The sequence below is a fragment of the Flavobacterium sp. genome, assembly GCF_046073885.1.
Classification (GTDB): Bacteria; Bacteroidota; Bacteroidia; order Flavobacteriales; family Flavobacteriaceae; genus Flavobacterium.
In genome coordinates this window covers 1-18021 of the sequence record NZ_JBJTND010000051.1, presented here as the reverse complement: position 1 = coordinate 18021, position 18021 = coordinate 1, and the positions used below count along the sequence as shown (strand labels likewise).

18 protein-coding genes and 1 tRNA gene are annotated in these 18021 nt (G+C 33.7%); 16 read left to right on the top strand and 3 right to left on the bottom strand.

Features of this window, described 5'->3' with window-relative positions:
• Positions 1–146 precede the first annotated feature (146 nt).
• Positions 147–542, top strand: a complete 396-nt coding sequence (locus ACKOWY_RS07250; protein WP_408940776.1) for a hypothetical protein — start codon at positions 147–149, stop codon at positions 540–542.
• 181 nt (positions 543–723) lie between these two features.
• On the opposite strand, the gene trxB is transcribed toward ACKOWY_RS07250, so the two are convergent.
• Positions 724–1671: a thioredoxin-disulfide reductase gene (gene trxB / locus ACKOWY_RS07245; RefSeq protein ID WP_408940775.1), complete on the bottom strand. Its 948-nt coding sequence runs from the start codon at positions 1669–1671 to the stop codon at positions 724–726.
• 150 nt (positions 1672–1821) lie between these two features.
• Here trxB and ACKOWY_RS07240 point away from each other — a divergent pair.
• Positions 1822–1896: transfer RNA gene (locus tag ACKOWY_RS07240), tRNA-Pro, on the top strand.
• Positions 1897–2110: 214 nt separating this feature from the next.
• On the opposite strand, the gene ACKOWY_RS07235 is transcribed toward ACKOWY_RS07240, so the two are convergent.
• On the bottom strand, positions 2111–2947 hold the full coding sequence (locus ACKOWY_RS07235; RefSeq protein ID WP_408940774.1) for a GIN domain-containing protein: 837 nt from the start codon (positions 2945–2947) through the stop codon (positions 2111–2113).
• 53 nt (positions 2948–3000) lie between these two features.
• Complete coding sequence (locus ACKOWY_RS07230; protein WP_408940773.1) at positions 3001–3459, bottom strand: DUF4442 domain-containing protein; 459 nt, start codon at positions 3457–3459, stop codon at positions 3001–3003.
• Positions 3460–3647: 188 nt separating this feature from the next.
• On the opposite strand from ACKOWY_RS07230, the gene ACKOWY_RS07225 reads away from it, so the two are divergent.
• The 14 genes from ACKOWY_RS07225 to ACKOWY_RS07160 all read left to right on the top strand — a co-directional run.
• Complete coding sequence (locus tag ACKOWY_RS07225; RefSeq protein ID WP_408940772.1) at positions 3648–3977, top strand: PadR family transcriptional regulator; 330 nt, start codon at positions 3648–3650, stop codon at positions 3975–3977.
• 5 nt (positions 3978–3982) lie between these two features.
• Complete coding sequence (locus ACKOWY_RS07220; protein WP_408940771.1) at positions 3983–5671, top strand: PspC domain-containing protein; 1689 nt, start codon at positions 3983–3985, stop codon at positions 5669–5671.
• Positions 5672–5929: 258 nt separating this feature from the next.
• Positions 5930–6835, top strand: coding sequence for a TIGR01777 family oxidoreductase (locus tag ACKOWY_RS07215; protein ID WP_408940770.1), 906 nt, complete (start codon positions 5930–5932; stop codon positions 6833–6835).
• A 278-nt stretch (positions 6836–7113) separates the two neighbouring features.
• Complete coding sequence (locus tag ACKOWY_RS07210) at positions 7114–7674, top strand: nucleotide exchange factor GrpE (RefSeq protein ID WP_408940769.1); 561 nt, start codon at positions 7114–7116, stop codon at positions 7672–7674.
• 37 nt (positions 7675–7711) lie between these two features.
• Positions 7712–8824, top strand: coding sequence for a molecular chaperone DnaJ (gene dnaJ / locus ACKOWY_RS07205; RefSeq protein ID WP_408940768.1), 1113 nt, complete (start codon positions 7712–7714; stop codon positions 8822–8824).
• Positions 8825–8984: 160 nt separating this feature from the next.
• Positions 8985–9905: an ABC transporter ATP-binding protein gene (locus ACKOWY_RS07200; protein ID WP_408940767.1), complete on the top strand. Its 921-nt coding sequence runs from the start codon at positions 8985–8987 to the stop codon at positions 9903–9905.
• A 117-nt stretch (positions 9906–10022) separates the two neighbouring features.
• Entirely contained in the window at positions 10023–11327 is a 1305-nt protein-coding gene (locus tag ACKOWY_RS07195; RefSeq protein ID WP_408940766.1) for an ABC transporter permease, read from the top strand.
• A 155-nt stretch (positions 11328–11482) separates the two neighbouring features.
• Complete coding sequence (locus ACKOWY_RS07190) at positions 11483–12190, top strand: T9SS type A sorting domain-containing protein (RefSeq protein WP_408940765.1); 708 nt, start codon at positions 11483–11485, stop codon at positions 12188–12190.
• Positions 12191–12283: 93 nt separating this feature from the next.
• Positions 12284–13447, top strand: coding sequence for a sigma-54-dependent transcriptional regulator (locus ACKOWY_RS07185; protein WP_408940764.1), 1164 nt, complete (start codon positions 12284–12286; stop codon positions 13445–13447).
• 14 nt (positions 13448–13461) lie between these two features.
• Positions 13462–14082, top strand: a complete 621-nt coding sequence (locus ACKOWY_RS07180; protein WP_408940763.1) for a DEAD/DEAH box helicase — start codon at positions 13462–13464, stop codon at positions 14080–14082.
• Between the two features lie 23 nt (positions 14083–14105).
• Complete coding sequence (locus ACKOWY_RS07175) at positions 14106–14321, top strand: DUF2007 domain-containing protein (RefSeq protein ID WP_408940762.1); 216 nt, start codon at positions 14106–14108, stop codon at positions 14319–14321.
• Between the two features lie 15 nt (positions 14322–14336).
• Complete coding sequence (locus ACKOWY_RS07170; RefSeq protein WP_408940761.1) at positions 14337–14903, top strand: hypothetical protein; 567 nt, start codon at positions 14337–14339, stop codon at positions 14901–14903.
• 101 nt (positions 14904–15004) lie between these two features.
• Positions 15005–16639 (top strand): ABC-F family ATP-binding cassette domain-containing protein, encoded by a 1635-nt coding sequence (locus ACKOWY_RS07165; RefSeq protein WP_408940760.1) that lies wholly within the window; start codon positions 15005–15007, stop codon positions 16637–16639.
• Between the two features lie 2 nt (positions 16640–16641).
• On the top strand, positions 16642–18021 hold a 1380-nt coding region (locus tag ACKOWY_RS07160), incomplete at its 3' end, for an MATE family efflux transporter (protein WP_408940759.1).

Here is an 18021-nt window from a genome sequence, read left to right as displayed (position 1 = left end):
TATATTTGATAAAAATACGCCGCCTAATTTCTGGAAGCAAACTGAAAATTGTATATTTTTTCAATTAGCTATAAAGTTGCCGCAACTGCGCTAAGCCGCGGAACGTTGTGCGAGATTTCACAAAAGAAAACGAAAAAAATTATTCTATGAATATTATTAAAAATGCTATCCTAATATTTGCATTATTTTCTCTAATTTCTTGCGAAAAAATGTATATTTCATCTATAGTAAATAATTCAAAAAACAAAATAATTGTCAAAGTAAAAATTGATGTTGAAGCAGTTGAAAAAAAACGAAAAGAATATTTAGGAAAAGGTTATTTATTTGACAAAGAAAATCCTAAAGATTACGAAGTCGAGATTATGTCTTCAGAATCATACGACCTTGATGGGAAAATGCATACTAAACCTGATTTTTACAATATAAAAGAAATAGAAATTTATTCGGAAAACACATTAATTCTTCAATGCAGAAAAGATCAAATGCAAAAACTCTTTTCAACAGAAACCTCTCCTGGACATTTAGATTTGATAATTAATTAACAAATGAAATTAGTTTGACATTTTCAAAATAATATTTAAAAATCGAACCAATCTAAAAGAAACAGAAAAAAAAACCTCGCACAACAGTCGTTTCTCTCAATGGCGAAAAATTGTGTTTAATTTAAATTAAAATAAAAAGGAGCTGAATTTTCAGCTCCTTTTTTATTATGTAAGTTGGTATTTATTCTTTACTAGCTAAATAACGTTCGGCGTCCAAGGCAGCCATACAACCCGTTCCGGCAGCAGTAATTGCTTGGCGGTACACATGGTCGGCAGCATCACCACCCACAAATACTCCAGGAACATTCGTTTTAGAAGTACCGGGAACATTTACAATATAACCGGTTTCGTCTAGTGTTAAAAAGTCTTTAAAGATGTCGGTGTTTGGTTTGTGTCCAATAGCTACGAAAAATCCAGTAGCAGGAATTTCATGGGTTGCTCCAGAAACTCTGTTTTTCACACGAACTGCAGTTACTACTTGTCCGTCTCCCAATACTTCGTCGGTTTCGGTGTTTAATAAAATTTCAATGTTTTCGGTTTTTCGTACACGCTCTGCCATGATTTTAGAAGCTCTAAATTGCTCGCTTCTAACTAACATGGTTACTTTTTTACAAAGTTTAGATAGGTAATGTGCTTCTTCACAAGCTGAGTCTCCAGCACCTACAATTACCACCTCTTGGTTGCGGTAGAAAAAGCCATCGCATACTGCACAGGCAGAAACACCACCACCCATTTTTAGGTAATGTTGCTCGGAGTCCAAACCTAAATATTTAGCAGAAGCTCCAGTAGAAATAATAATGGTATCGCAATGAATTTCTTTTTCGTCGTTAATCCATACTTTATGTACCGGCCCCGAAAAATCTACTTTGGTAACCCAACCATCTCTAACGTCGGTTCCAAAGCGTTCGGCTTGCTCTTGCAGGTTCATCATCATTTGTGGTCCTGTAATTCCTTCTGGATTTCCTGGAAAATTCTCTACTTCATTGGTAGTGGTTAATTGTCCTCCAGGTTGCGTACCTTGGTACAAAACCGGATACATGTTTGCTCTTGAAGCATATATTGCAGCAGTGTATCCTGCTGGTCCTGAGCCAATAATTAGGCATTTTGTTTTTTCGATTGTATCAGACATGACTTAATTGTTTAAGAAAGGCAAAGGTAAGTTTTTCTTAAAATATATCCTCAAAAATGCGATTAGAAATATTGATGCTAAAATTAATTTAATTAATACTAAAAAACATTTTGAGAACCGATTTATTGTTTTTATATTTGCGCTCGCTTTCGGGGTGTAGCGTAGCCCGGTTATCGCGCCTGCTTTGGGAGCAGGAGGCCGCAGGTTCGAATCCTGCCACCCCGACAAAATAAAGCGTGGAACTTTTTATTAAAGTTTACTTTCATAAAAAGTGAGAGGATTTGTTTAAATTAAAGCACAGCTTTAATTTGCAATTGAGCCCCAAGAGGATCATGTAATAATCCTGCCACCCCGACAAAAGTCTTTTCATTTTTATGAAAGGACTTTTTTTATTTGAATTAAGCACAAAAAAAACCGAGTAAAAACTCGGTCTCTTAATTTATTTTGTTGGCTTTTTGTAGAGTACGGCGTTATCTACAAATCGTTTCATATCAATTTTTTGATCTCCATACAACTTGATTTCCGATTTACCAGAAGCATCAATAGAAAGTGTGCCTTGTACTAACAAGCTCGCAGTGGAATAGGCTTCACAAGTAAGCTCCGCACTTTTGGCTGTTAATTCTTTGGCTTCTAAAGAGGCATTATTGTCCAATCGCACTTTTAACTGTGCTGCATCTCCAGACACCAACGCATCACTTTTTTGATACAAGTCTAGGGTTAGATTAGTTGCCGAAATTAAAGACTTTAGAGAGGCGTTTTTAGTCAAATTAATCACTGCATTTTCACCTTTGCTGTTTAGTTCCCCTTTCGACTTATCGTCCATGATTAAAGTGAAATTTTTAGCTTTTGAATTTAAAAACAACTTCGAATAGTCATAACATTTGAAAGTAATGTCATCCAATTCGATGCTAGCAATAGCACTAACAACCGATTCGTTTCTAGAAACTACTTGTTTAAAGTCGTTGGTGTACGTAACCCGAATGCTTAATTTTTTATAACCAGAAATATTTTTTAAGGTAGATAATCGCAACGTCGATCCGCTAATGGTAGCTTCAATTGCATCATGTAAATTATCGTCTGCTTCAATTTCAAGTCCAAATTCATTTCCTTTAACTAAGAAAACTTCCAGATTGTCATCAACTTCAAGAGTAGAGAAACTCTCTATTTTTTTAATTTCGGTAGTAACGATTTTAGAACCTTTTATTTTTTCTTTCTTTTGAGAATAAGCAAATGAAGTAGCAAGAGCTAAAATAATAATTAGGATAATTTTTTTCATGTTGGATATTGGTTTATTTCACAAATTTATAATTTTTTCTGAATGTAATTGGTTTATTTATTTTTTAGTTTGATGCTCCATTCAAATTCCATTTCACATACTACATCACCTTGTTTATTAACCCCATGAGATTTCAGCAAAACTGTTTGACCTTCTCCTGTGGTTATTGTTTTGTGGAGGACATCTTTCAAATTTCCGCTGGTATCGCAAGTGAATCGAATAGTGCCTTTTGCTTTTTTATGAAAAGATGCTTTTGAATTGAGTACCAGCATGGAGCAATTTTGCCCACTGTTTCTAATTTCTTGGAGTACAAGAGCGCCTGTGGTTAATTCGGCACCCATAGCTAGCACAGCAAAATAAATGGATTGAAAAGGATTCTTATTGATCCAATTTTCCCTAACAGTGGCCACGCAAGTAGAGGAGGTTATTTCTTTTAAACGCACACCACACCAAAAGGCTGAAGGTAGTTTGAAGAAAATAAAGGTGTTCAATTTAAATAGCTTCCAGTTCATTTTTTATTGTAAATATAAGTAATTATAATTTACATCTATTTGTTAATAATATGTTAAATTTAAGTACTTTGTATTGCATGCTACTTTTTAAAGGTTGTATCTTTGCATAAGAAATTAATAGTCTAAATAGTGTAGGATTGATTTCGAGTACTATAGGATGCGAATTAGAATATATAAAAAAAGAAATTATGAATATTGAAAACACAAAAGCTCAAATGCGGAAAGGTGTTTTGGAATTCTGTATTTTATCGGTGTTAAAAGAAAAAGAAGCCTACACCTCAGAAATACTGGATACTCTAAAAAATGCCAAATTGCTCGTAGTGGAGGGTACGGTTTATCCGTTATTGACCCGTTTAAAAAATGATGGATTGCTAAATTACCGTTGGGAAGAATCCACTTCGGGGCCACCAAGAAAGTATTATGAGTTAACAGAGTTAGGGAAAACCTTTTTAAATGAATTAAATGGTACCTGGACCGAATTATCGGATGCAGTAACCATCATAACCAATCAAAAATAACAATCATGAATAAAACAGTAAATATTAATATAGGCGGTTTGTTTTTTCACATTGATGAAGATGCATACCAAAAGTTGTCAAAATATTTTGAAGCCGTAAAGCGCTCCCTTTCGAATTCTTCTGGGGAAGAAGAAATTATGAAAGATATTGAAATGCGTGTAGCTGAAATTTTTACAGATCGACAAAAGAGCGACAAACATGTTATCAATAGTTCAGATGTTGATGAAGTGATTGTGGTTATGGGACAGCCCGAAGATTACCGTATTGATGATGATTCAGATACTTCTGCTTCATACAATTATATTCATACCGGTAGAAAAAAACTATACCGAGATGAAGATAAAGGAATGATTGGTGGGGTTTGTACCGGGTTGGGTCATTACTTTGGAATAGATTCTACTTGGTTGCGTTTGTTCTTTTTATTGTTGTTTTTTGGATTGGGTACCGGAGTTGTAGCGTATATCGTATTATGGATTGCGATGCCAAAGGCTAAAACCACTTCAGAAAAACTTGAAATGACTGGTAAACCGGTGAATATTTCTGAGATTGAAAAAAAGGTAAAAGAAGAATTTGAAAGAGTTTCTGGTAAAATAAAAAATGTAGATTATGATGAGTTAGGGAATCGAGTGAAGCACAATGCAGAATCCTTTGGAAGTAAATTAGGACATGTTTTACAGACTGTTTTTGAAGGTTTCGCTAAAGTGGTTGGGGTGATTATCATTATTTTTTCATCAATTGCATTGTTTGGAATTATTATTGGTTCTGGGGTTGCCATTTTTTCAAGTTCGCTTCCGCAAATCACATTAATTAATCATATTCGAACTCCGCTGGGATTAGAAACACCTTTATGGATACAAGGGATTTTATTTTTGTTCACTTTCGGAATTCCGGCATTCTTCCTGCTTGTATTGGGGTTAAAATTGGTTGTAACCAACTATAAATCAATAGGAAATATAGCTAAATATACGTTGATCGCTGTATGGTGTATTTCAATTTCATTATTAATCACTTTGGGAGTTAAAGAATTTTCTCAAATTTCATCAGAAGGAAAATCAGTTAAAAAAGAGGTGATTGCAATTGCACCGAACGACACTTTGCGAATTAGTTTTAAAAACAATGATTTTTATGTAAAAGAAGTGGATGAAAAGGTAGATTTTAAATTAACGCAGGATGAATCGGATAAAGAAGTAATATATTCTAACAATGTTTCTTTTAAGATTTTACCTACGACTGAAGCAGTTCCTTATTTGCAAATAGAAAAAATAGCATTGGGTAAATCAACTGAAGAAGCAAGAAAGCGCGCTGAGCAAATAAAATATGGTTACAAAATTGAAGGCAACAAATTAATCTTGGATAATTATTTGTTGAGTGAAGTGGCATCTAAGTTTAGAAATCAAAAAATAGAATTGTTTCTTTACCTTCCTAAAGGAATGCAATTCCAAACCGAATCTAGTGTTCGGGATTTTGATGAATCGGATGATGATTATTTTAATTTACACTTTTCATCAAGCGATTACATTTACAAGGTAATGGACTCAAAAGTAAAATGCACCAATTGTCCTGCAAATGAAAACGACCATGATGATGCTGTTTTATTGACTGAAGATGTAAATGAGGTTGATGGAGATTCTGTTAAAACAGTAACAGTACAAGTGAATGGAAAAGAGATCATTAGAACGCAAACCAAAAAATAATTTATAAACAGTTAATTATGATAAAGCTTGTTATTATCTGCGTCAAATTATTGATTAACATCATTTTAGCTATTTTATTAAAATAAATTTTTGATAATTTTCAATATGAATCCTCAACTTTTGTTGGGGATTTTTTTGTTAAAAATATAATTTTATAAAAAAATCATAAAAATTATTAAAATAAAATAATTTTTATTTCATTAATTAACAATTAGTTAAATATTTTGTTTAGTTTTAAAAACTCTAATTTGATATCTAATGAAAATATTAATTACTGGTGCTACGGGTTTAATTGGGCAGGAATTGACCAATCAACTTTTGCAAGAAAATCATATTGTTCATTATTTGACTACTACACCTTTTAAAAGTCATCGACGTCAAAATTATTTTGGCTTCAATTGGAATCCGAAAACAGGCAAAATTGACGAAAATTGCATTCAAGGTGTAGATGTAATCGTACATTTAGCAGGTGCGTCCATTGCAGAAAAATGGACACCTTATTATAAAAATGAACTACACGACAGCAGAATTCAATCTGCTGATTTGCTTTTTCAACTCTTGAGTAAAACTCCAAATCAAGTGAAGCATTTCATCTCTGCTTCAGGAACTGCAATTTATCCAGATAGTGATTCGGCGTTGTATGATGAAGAGGCAATTGCTTCGGACGATTCGTTTTTGGGTGATTTAGTTCAGAAATGGGAAGCCAGCGCCGATCAATTTAAATCGCTGCACATTAAAGTGACCAAAATGAGAACCGGAATTGTGTTTTCAAATAAAAAAGGAGCACTTCGGGAAATGATAAAACCGATTAAAATGTTTGTAGGCACCGGTTTTGGTTCAGGCAAACAATTGCAATCTTGGATACACATTAAAGACATTGCTCGCATGTACAGTTTTGTGATTCAAAATCAAGTTGAAGGAGTTGTAAATGCGGTTGCGCCAATTCCAGTTTCAAATCAGGAGTTAACGAGCATTATAGCTAAAAGGCTTCACCGACCTTTATTCTTACCTAATTTACCAAGAAGTTTTATGAAAATGGTATTAGGAGAAATGCATATTTTGTTGTTTAACAATAAAAATGTGGTTCCTAAAAAGGTCGTTAATTTGGGTTTTAAATTCGATTATCCCACCGCAGAAATTGCTTTATCTCACTTAATAAAATAAAAAAAAGTTCTAGTTTTTGCTAGAACTTTTTTTCTTCAATGAATTAATGCTATTTTTTGCCTTTCGGCCAATTGTAAACCTTTTATAATTCAAATGTAGCTAGAACTTTAATACAATAATCTTAATATTATATTAAAGTTTTTAATTCAGATTATTTTCTGCTTAATAAAATTAAGTGACAATTTGACATTTTTTCAGAATTGGCAGTACTTTTGCAATCCGTTATCGGAATAAAATAAACCATGAATCTTAAAGATCTATTTAAAAATAAAAATACCATGAGTACGGAAAAAACGGACAAAGAAATTCTTGAAAATGAAATGAATCTAAATTCAGAAGAAACGTCATCGGTTTCTGATAATGCTGGAGTTGAAGAGGAGGATTCACTAACTGCCGAACAAAAATTAGAATTGGAATTATCCAAAGAAAAAGATAAGTTTTTGCGTCTTTTTGCAGAATTTGAAAATTATAAAAAAAGAACTTCCAAAGAAAGAATGGATTTATTCAAAACTGCCAATCAAGAAGTTTTACAAGCTATGTTGCCAATTCTTGACGATTTTGACAGAGCTTTGGTTGAAATTGGAAAATCAGAAGACGATGCATTGTTGCAAGGGGTAAGTTTGATTCATGAAAAATTCAAATCAACGCTTTTATCTAAAGGTTTAGAAGAAGTTGAAGTTCGTGCTGGCGATGCTTTTAATGCTGATTATGCAGAGGCAATTACACAAATTCCTGCTGCATCGGAGGCATTAAAAGGTAAAATTGTTGATGTGCTTGAAAAAGGATATAAATTAGGAGATAAAATTATTCGCTTTCCAAAAGTTGTTATTGGGAATTAATTTTTGATTATTTAAAATTTAGTTCAAAACTATATTTATGAAAAAAGATTTTTACGAAATACTTTGTATCACAAAAAGTGCTTCGGCTGACGAAATAAAAAAAGCCTATCGAAAAAAGGCATTAGAATTCCACCCGGATAAAAATCCTGGAGATGCAAAAGCAGAAGAAAATTTTAAGGCTTGTGCCGAAGCGTATGAGGTTTTAAGTGATCCAAGTAAAAAAGCGAAATACGATCAATACGGTCATCAAGCATTTGATGGTGGTGGTGGTTTTGGCGGCGGTGGTCATCACATGAATATGGATGATATTTTTAGCCAGTTTGGAGATATTTTTGGTGGCGGATTCGGTGGCGGATTCGGAGGAAACTCAGGAGGTCAACGCCGTGTAAAAGGAAGCAACCTTCGAATTAAAGTAAAACTTACACTTGAGGAGATTGCCAATGGTGTGGAGAAAAAAGTAAAAGTAAAACGAAAAATACAAGCACCTGGAGTAAAATATAAAACCTGCTCTACTTGTAATGGGCAAGGGCAAGTGCTTCGAGTGACCAATACCATTTTAGGAAGAATGCAAACTTCTGCAACTTGTTCTTCTTGTGGTGGAGCAGGGCAAACTATTGAAAGCAAACCAAATAATGCCGATGCATATGGAATGATAATGGAAGACGAAACGGTCTCTATTAAGATTCCTGCTGGTGTTGTAGATGGAATGCAGCTAAAAGTTTCGGGTAAAGGTAATGATGCCCCTGGAAATGGAATTGCTGGGGATTTAATTGTTGCAATTGAAGAATTGGAACACGAATTCTTAAAACGTGAAGGTGAAAATCTACACTATGATTTATACATTAGTTTCCCAGAAGCTGTTTTAGGTGTTTCAAAAGAAATAGAAGCGGTAAACGGAAAAGTTCGAATCAAACTAGAAGAAGGAATTCAATCTGGAAAAATATTACGATTAAAAGGGAAAGGAATTCCGAGTTTAAACAGCTACGGTAACGGAGATTTATTGGTTCATATTAATGTTTGGACTCCAAAAACACTGAATAAAGAACAACGCGTTTTCTTTGAAAATTCATTATCGGATGAGAATTTTGTTCCGCATCCTGAAAAAGGGGATAAATCCTTTTTTGACAAAGTAAAAGATATGTTTTCTTAAATTTTTTGCAATTAAAATAAATTACAATTTAAGTACTAATTTTACTTGCATTTTTTTTCCCATCCTAATGTTTACATAAGGGTGGGTTTTTTGTAACAAAATAGTTGAATTAACTACTAATTCTTTACTTTTACAAAACCAAATTCATAACAAATTTATTATGAGTACTATTCTTGAAGTTCACAATGTGGTTAAGCAATATGGTGATTATACTGCACTAAATGGAGTTTCATTAACTATCCCAAAAGGTAGCATTTACGGGCTTTTAGGTCCGAATGGTGCCGGAAAAACCTCATTAATTCGAATCATCAACCAAATTACGATGCCCGATAAAGGCGAGGTGTTTTTAGATGGTGAATTATTGAATCCAGAAGATGTACAATACATTGGCTACATGCCCGAAGAACGCGGTTTGTATAAATCGATGAAAGTGGGTGAACAATGCTTGTATTTAGCTCAATTGAAAGGATTGTCTAAAGCGGAAGCTAAAAAACAACTTAAATACTGGTTTGAACGATTGGAAATTCAAGGATGGTGGGATAAGAAAATCCAAGAATTATCTAAGGGGATGGCGCAGAAAATTCAATTTGTAGTTACGGTTTTACACCAACCTAAATTGTTGATATTAGACGAACCTTTTTCTGGATTTGATCCGGTGAATGCCAATTTAATTAAAGATGAAATCATTGAGCTAAATAAAAAAGGTACTTCGGTTATCTTTTCTACTCATAGAATGGAAAGCGTTGAGGAAATGTGTGATTACATTGCGTTAATTCATAAGTCAAACAAATTGATTGAAGGTAAATTAACCGATGTTAAAAAACAATACAGAACCAACAGTTATGAAGTGGGAATTTTGTGTGAGGATAATGAAAAGTTGCAAAACGAATTACAACAGAAATTTAAAATAGCACCAACCAATTTTAAATCTTTAAATGAAGAATTAAAATTAGAAATTCAGTTGGAAACAGCTTCGCAGAATGATTTACTTCAATTGTTAATGCAAAGAGGGCAAGTGACCCATTTTATGGAGAAAATTCCGAGTGTAAACGATATTTTTATTAAAACAGTAACTGATTAGAGTGTTAGATTTTAAGACTAATTAGACCTTTTAGATTTTATAAAAAGTCTAAAAAAATCTAAAAGGTCTGATAATCCAAGTAGTCTAACGAGTCTAAGAAAACCAAGTAGTATTAACATGAATAAACTAGCCTTAATTATAAAAAGAGAATTCATTGCGAAGGTTCGCAATAAATCATTTATAGTAATGACTTTTTTGAGTCCGTTATTGTTTGTAGGAATCGGACTTTTTGTTGGGTATTTAAGCAACATGAAATCTGAAATGAAAACCATTGCTATTCATGATGAAACCGGACGATTTGTAAACGAATTCAAAAGCGACCAAGAGTACAAATACCTCAATTTATCTCAAGTAGATTTAAAGATTTTGAAGGATAGCGTACTCAATGAAAGTTATGAAGGATTGTTATATATTCCTAAAATAAAACAAAACGATTCGTTGCAAAATATGGTTCAGTTTATTTCTAATGATAGTCCGAGTGTGAATTACATCAGTGGCTTAGAGGAGGTAATTGCTAAAAAAATAACAGGAGAGAATTTCCAAAGAGAAGGATTAGATACCTTAAAAATAAATAAGGCAAAGGCAGATGTTTCTATTCAGTTGAATAAAGCATCTGGAGAGACCGCTTTAAAAGGATTAAACGAAATTAAAATAGCAATCGGCGGTGCCTTTGGATATCTAATCATGATGTTCATCATCCTTTATGGTAATATGGTCATGCGAAGCGTGATTGAGGAAAAAACATCACGAATTATTGAAGTGATTATTTCTTCTGTGAAGCCATTCCAATTGATGATGGGTAAAATTATCGGCACCTCATTGGCGGGTATTCTCCAATTTTTAATTTGGGCCATCCTTGGTTTGTCAGCACTTTTTGTAATGTCATCGGTTTTTGGAGCTCAAATTGGCGCTACTAATGGTGCAGAGGCAGAAGCAATTCATATTGCTCAACAGCAAATGGGAGGAGAGTTGCAACTGTATATAAATGAAATTTTAAACTTACCAATCGGTACTATTTTAGGCTGTTTTATTATTTATTTCATAGGTGGTTACTTTTTATACAGTTCGTTTTATGCTGCTATTGGAGCCGCTGTAGATAATGAAACCGACTCACAACAATTCTTAATGCCAATTATAATGCCTTTAATTCTTGGTGTTTATATTGGTTTCTTTACCGTGGTAAATGATCCGCATGGTACCGTGGCTACTGTATTTTCTATGGTGCCATTAACCTCTCCAATCGTAATGATGATGCGAATTCCATTTGGAGTTCCCGTTTGGCAAATTGTACTTTCTATTACCATTTTGTTTGGTACTTTTATAGGAGTGGTTTGGTTTGCCTCAAAGATTTACCGCGTTGGAATATTAATGTACGGAAAAAAGCCTTCTTGGAAAGAGTTGTATAAATGGCTTAAATATTAATGGTTTGTAGCGAATGGCTCGGGCTTTATCGGTAATGGTAATTCCTGCTGCTTTTCCAAATCTCGCTTTGCGAGGATTTTCCCTTGCATCAGGGCTATTTAGAAAAAATTGTATATATTTGTTTAGCTAAATATATGAAAATCAAATACAATAAGATGAAAAAAATATACATAATAATATTGATTAGTCTAACTAACTTATCCTATTCGCAAGACCCTCGTATTTTTAATAATTACTGGTACCTAACTAATATTATTGACAATGGCGTAACTAATCTTCCACCAACAAACGACATGGGGATTAGTTTTGATTCACAAATGCTCAATGCGCACGCTTGTTTGTATTTAGCTGCCAATGTCACTTTTGAAAATAATACAACAAATTTTTCGGCAACAAATTTTATGTATTGTTTGTGTTGGTGTACCAATCCTTCAGCCGATGCATATGAAAATGGTAAATATTTTCCATTTCTAAATCACATTAATGGCAATCAAACTACAATTAGTAATTTTACTTATTCTATTTCTGAAATACCAGGAGGACCAAAGACATTAATTATCAATTCAGAATATAATACGCAAGCTGTTTACAGTAGCGTTCAACTCTCCAATTCCAATTTTGAAAAAATTGATTTTAGTATTTATCCCAATCCTTCCGATGAGTATATTAATATTCAGTTAGCTAATGATTCTTCAAGTGATCTGGAATTAGCGATTTATAATGAAATCGGAATCAAATGTAAATCAGATAGAATCAGTTCTAGCAATACTAGAATCGATACCAAAGAGTTGTCTTCAGGGGTTTATTTTGTCAAATTAAAAACCGATACCGAAACGCTTGTCAAGAAATTAATAAAGAAATAACTTCCAATTCATTATTTATCGGGTTATATTAAAAACCATTCGTATTTTTGCAGAAGCAAAATAAATTACACGAAGTTTTTAGCACCTAAAAATATGTCCAAAATATTAATCATAGAAGATGAAGCTTCCATTAGAAGGGTATTAACCAAAATACTTTCTGAGGAAAGCGATACCTATTTGGTGGATGAAGCCGAAGATGGCGTTCAAGGTTTGGAAAAAATAAAAAACACCGACTATGATTTGGTTTTGTGTGATATCAAAATGCCAAAAATGGACGGGGTTGAATTGCTTGAAGCAGTGAAAAAAATCAAACCCGAAATTCCTATGGTGATGATTTCTGGGCATGGTGATATGGAAACAGCTATTCAAACGATGCGTTTGGGAGCCTTCGATTACATTTCTAAACCTCCCGATTTAAATCGTTTGCTGAATACAGTTCGTAATGCTTTAGATAAAAAACAACTCGTTGTTGAGAATAAAATCCTGAAGAAAAAAGTCAGTAAGAATTACGAGATTATTGGTAATTCGGAGCCAATTATTGCAATCAAACAAATGATTGAGAAAGTGGCTCAAACTGATGCGCGGGTATTAATTACTGGGCCAAACGGAACGGGAAAAGAATTAGTTGCTCACCAACTTCATGAAAAAAGTGATCGTGCCGATTTCCCTTTAATTGAAGTGAATTGTGCTGCAATTCCTTCAGAATTGATAGAAAGTGAATTATTCGGGCATGTAAAAGGAGCCTTTACTTCGGCTGTAAAAGACAGAGCTGGAAAATTTGAGGCAGCCGATGGCGGAACGATTTTCTTAGATGAAATTGGCGATATGAGTTTGGCTGCACAGGCGAAAGTACTAAGAGCTTTGCAAGAAAATTTGGTTCAGCGTGTAGGAGCCGACAAAGATATTAAGGTCAATGTGCGTGTTATTGCGGCTACCAATAAAGATTTACAAAAAGAAATAGAGGCAGGTCGTTTTAGGGAAGATTTATACCACCGATTGGCAGTAATATTAATTAAAGTTCCTTCGTTAAATGATCGCCGAGATGACATACCTTTGCTTTTAGAACATTTTGCTACTAAAATTGCCGAAGAACAAGGAAATGCAACCAAGTCGTTTTCAAAAGAAGCGATAAAATTATTACAAGTTTATGATTGGACCGGTAATATTCGTGAACTTCGTAATGTTGTTGAACGTCTAATTATACTTGGCGGAAATGAAATTTCTGAGCAAGATGTAAAATTGTTCGCTAGTAAATAAAGAACCCAACCAAAATGCAATTAAAAAAAATAAACCCCCAACTGCAACAGGCATTAATTGAGCATGAGCTAACCGAAGCCAATGAAATGCAACAAGAAACTTTTTCAACGATAAAGAGTGGGGTAGACGCGGTTATTCAATCGCCTAAAGGATCAGGGAAAACGACAACTATTGTTTTAAATGTGATTCAGCGTTTAGAAAAATCAATAGGTGAATGCACGCGTGCTTTAATTATTGTAGAGAATAAAGAAAAAGTGTTGGAGATGGAAGAACTCTTCTTAAAGATAGGTACATACACTGATTTAAGCATTTTAGGAGTTCATGATAAAGGCGATATTGATTATGATAAAAACATAATATCTCTGGGTTTAGATATCTTAATTGGAACGCCAAATCGTATTAACGCTTTATTTTCTTCAGCAGGTTTTAATATAAATACCATTCGAATGTTTGTTGTTGATGATTCCGATGTATTGTTTAGAAACCGAATGGATGCAGTAATTTTGAGATTGTCGGCTAGTATTGATAAAACCCAACGCATTTTCTTTTGTTCTGAAATAACCGAACGAGTAGAAATATTAGCAGATAAAATCATGATAGAACCGCTTTTCTTCGAAATGGAAGAGGAGGAATAAAACAATATTAATTAAAAAAAAACATGGGCTTAATTAAAATATTTTCGGGTGAAGAAATTCTTGCAGTTACTCTAAAAGAGAAATTAGAAGAAGCAGATCTAACTGTAGTAATAAGAAATAACAATCAGGCAAATGTTTTGCCAAGTATCGCAACACCTAAAGCGGTTGAGTTATTTATTCAAGAAGTTGATTTTGGTAAAGCGCACCCAATAATTGAAGCTTTTAGACTAAGTTTATAATTAAAAAAAAGTGAAATGAAGTATTTATTATTTTTTGCTTTAGTATGTATTCAAGTTTCTTGTGTTTCCAATTCAAATACAGATTCCAATACAAGTTTAACTCCTAATAAAGTTTTGTTGTTGAAGGTGGATTATGAGACAAATACTTTTGAAGGTGGAAATGAAACGACATTTCCAAGTTCAACAGCTTCCTTTACTTTGACGAAACAAGTTATTCCTCCGGGTGATTTTGGAAATATCAAATTGTTTTACAGCGAATTAAATTATAAATTATTTGATGGAGATATCATTTGGATGGGTGATGGACAAATTCATTTTCCAACTTCCTTTTTGCCAGCCAACCAATACATTTTTTTAAATACACTAGTGCCAATAGCAGACCCAGTTTTTGAGAATGTTTATAATCCGGATAATACAAATTACAATTATTCAGAAATATTTAATGCAATTCGATACCTAGAAATTGTAAATCAATATAGAGCAAGCAACCCTAATGCGACTGTAAAATTATTCTTGTACACGCCGGGTGTTGGCGTTGGAGATCCGAGCCAATGGAAATGGATTTTTATAATTAAAAATTAGAATTGGTATCACATAAATGTACTTTAATTCTAAACATTTAATCTATCTTTGCACCTTTAAAAATCGGATAATTTAATTATCTAAAATTCTATCAATCTAAAATGATTACAGTCAACGATATTTCCGTTCAATTTGGCGGAACTACCTTATTTAGCGATGTTACTTTTGCTATCAATGAAAATGACAAAATTGCCTTAATGGGTAAAAATGGTGCTGGTAAATCCACTCTTTTGAAGATTATTGCCGGTGTTTCGAAACCTTCAACAGGATCTGTTTCTGTTCCTAAAGAGGCAGTTGTGGCTTATCTTCCGCAGCATTTATTGACTTCTGATGGCGCTACTGTCATGGAAGAAGCATCTAAAGCATTTGGAGAAATCTTCAAAATGAAAGCAGAGATTGATGAAATCAATGATCAATTAACCATTCGAACAGATTATGAGAGCGATGCGTACATGAAATTGATTGAGCGTGTTTCTGATTTGAGTGAAAAATATTATGCTATTGAAGAGATTAATTACGAAGCTGAGGTAGAGAAAATATTAGTTGGACTTGGATTTGAAAGAGAAGATTTTGCGCGTCAAACATCTGAGTTTTCTGGAGGTTGGAGAATGCGAATTGAATTGGCTAAAATTCTTTTGCAAAAACCCGATTTAATTTTGTTAGATGAGCCTACCAACCATATGGATATTGAAAGTATTCAATGGCTGGAAGATTTCTTGATTAACTCGGCAAAAGCAGTAGTTGTAATTTCTCACGACAGGGCTTTTGTGGATAATATTACTAACAGAACGATTGAAGTGACGATGGGTCGTATTTATGATTATAAAGCTAAATATTCCCATTACTTAGAATTACGTAAAGACCGAAGATTACACCAACAAAAAGCGTACGACGAGCAACAAAAAATGATTGCCGATAATCAAGCTTTTATTGATCGCTTTAAAGGAACCTTTTCTAAAACAGATGCGGTTCAATCTCGTGTTAAAATGTTGGAAAAACTAGAAATTGTTCAAGTGGATGAGGTAGATACCTCGGCCTTAAAATTAAAATTTCCGCCTGCGGTTCGATCTGGAAATTATCCAGTTATTGTAAAGGATTTATGTAAGTCATACGGAGATAAAGAAATTTTTAGAGATGCCAATATAGTTATTGAGCGCGGACAAAAAGTAGCTTTCGTAGGGAAAAACGGTGAAGGAAAATCAACCATGATTAAAGCAATCATGAAAGAGATTGAAATCAATAGTGGTTCAGTTGAAATTGGGCACAATGCTCAAATTGGATATTTTGCTCAAAATCAAGCGTCCTTATTGGATGAAAACGCGACCATTTTTTCTACGATTGATGATATTGCGGTTGGCGATGTTCGAACCAAAATCAAAGATATTTTAGGAGCTTTTATGTTTCATGGTGATGATGTTACCAAGAAAGTTAAAGTGCTTTCCGGTGGAGAAAAAACCCGTTTGGCCATGATAAAATTACTATTAGAACCAGTTAATCTTTTAATTCTAGATGAGCCATCCAATCATTTGGATATGAAGACTAAAGATATTATTAAAGATGCTTTACGTGACTTTGACGGTACGTTAATTTTGGTTTCACACGATAGAGATTTTCTTGATGGATTAGCTACCAAAGTATTCGAATTTGGAAATAAAAGGGTGAAAGAACATTTTGAAGATATTAAAGGATTCTTAGCACACAAAAAAATGGATTCCCTAAAAGAAATCGAGAAATAATCGTGAACATATCCCAATATACCAAAGAGTTTAAATACAATCTTCAGCTAGCTTATCCAGTGGTTTTGGGTATGCTTGGACACACCCTAATTATGATTGTAGACAACATCATGGTGGGTAAATTGGGTTCTACCGAGTTGGCTGCCGTTTCTTTAGCTAACAGTATGATTTTTGTGGCCTTATCTCTTGGAATTGGTTTTTCCACAGCTATAACACCAATTGTAGGCGAAGCTGATGCCGAAAAAGACAATTTAAAAATTCGTTCTGCATTTCATAATGGGTTGTTTTTATGTGTCCTACTTGGATTTCTATTGTTCGGTTTGATTGTTTTGGGTAAACCAATTATGGAATTGCTGCACCAGCCAAAGGAGGTAATAGTATTGGCAAAACCATTTTTAGATTGGGTTGGATTTTCGTTAGTTCCGTTAATAATATATCAAGGATACAAGCAATTTGCGGATGGTCTATCCATGACCAAGTATTCCATGTATGCCATTGTTATAGCTAACGTTCTTCACGTGATTATTAATTATTGCTTGATTTATGGAGTTTGGATTTTTCCAAAAATGGGAATCATAGGCGCCGCTTTGGGAACGGTAATTTCTAGGATTGCTATGGTTGTTTTTATGCATATTATATTGGCAAGACAAGAGCAGTTAAAAACGTATTTTCATAATTTTAGTTTTTCCGAAATTAAAAAAGAAACCATTAAAAAGATTGTAAATCTTGGTGTACCATCGGCCATGCAAATGCTATTTGAAGTGGTGCTTTTCACAGCTGCAATTTGGCTATGTGGAAACATTGGAAAAACAAGTCAGGCTGCCAATCAAATTGCATTAAGTTTGGCTTCCATGACCTTCATGTTTGCCATGGGGTTAAGTGTGGTTTCTATGATTCGAGTGAGTAATCAAAAAGGATTGAATGACTATAAAAACCTAGTGGTTGTAGCGCGTTCTATATTTTTGCTAGTAATTCTAATTGAAATTTTCTTTGCCTTTTTATTTATCGTGCTACACAATATTGTTCCTTCTTTGTTTTTGGATATGGAAAATTCAAAACAGTTGCTGGATAACAAAGAAGTAGTTTTAATCGCTTCCAAATTACTTTTGGTTGCTGCCGTTTTTCAAATTTCAGATGGTATTCAAGTTGTTGTATTAGGTGCTTTACGCGGATTGCAGGATGTTAAAATTCCGATGTATATTACGTTTGTTGCTTATTGGGTAATTGGCTTCCCAATCTCATATTATCTGGGTGAATATACCGATTTAAAAGCCGTTGGAGTATGGATTGGCTTGCTAGCAGGATTGACATCGGCTGCATTATTTTTATATATTCGCTTTCATTTTTTGACAAAAGCATTAATTTTGCAGGATAGTTTAAAA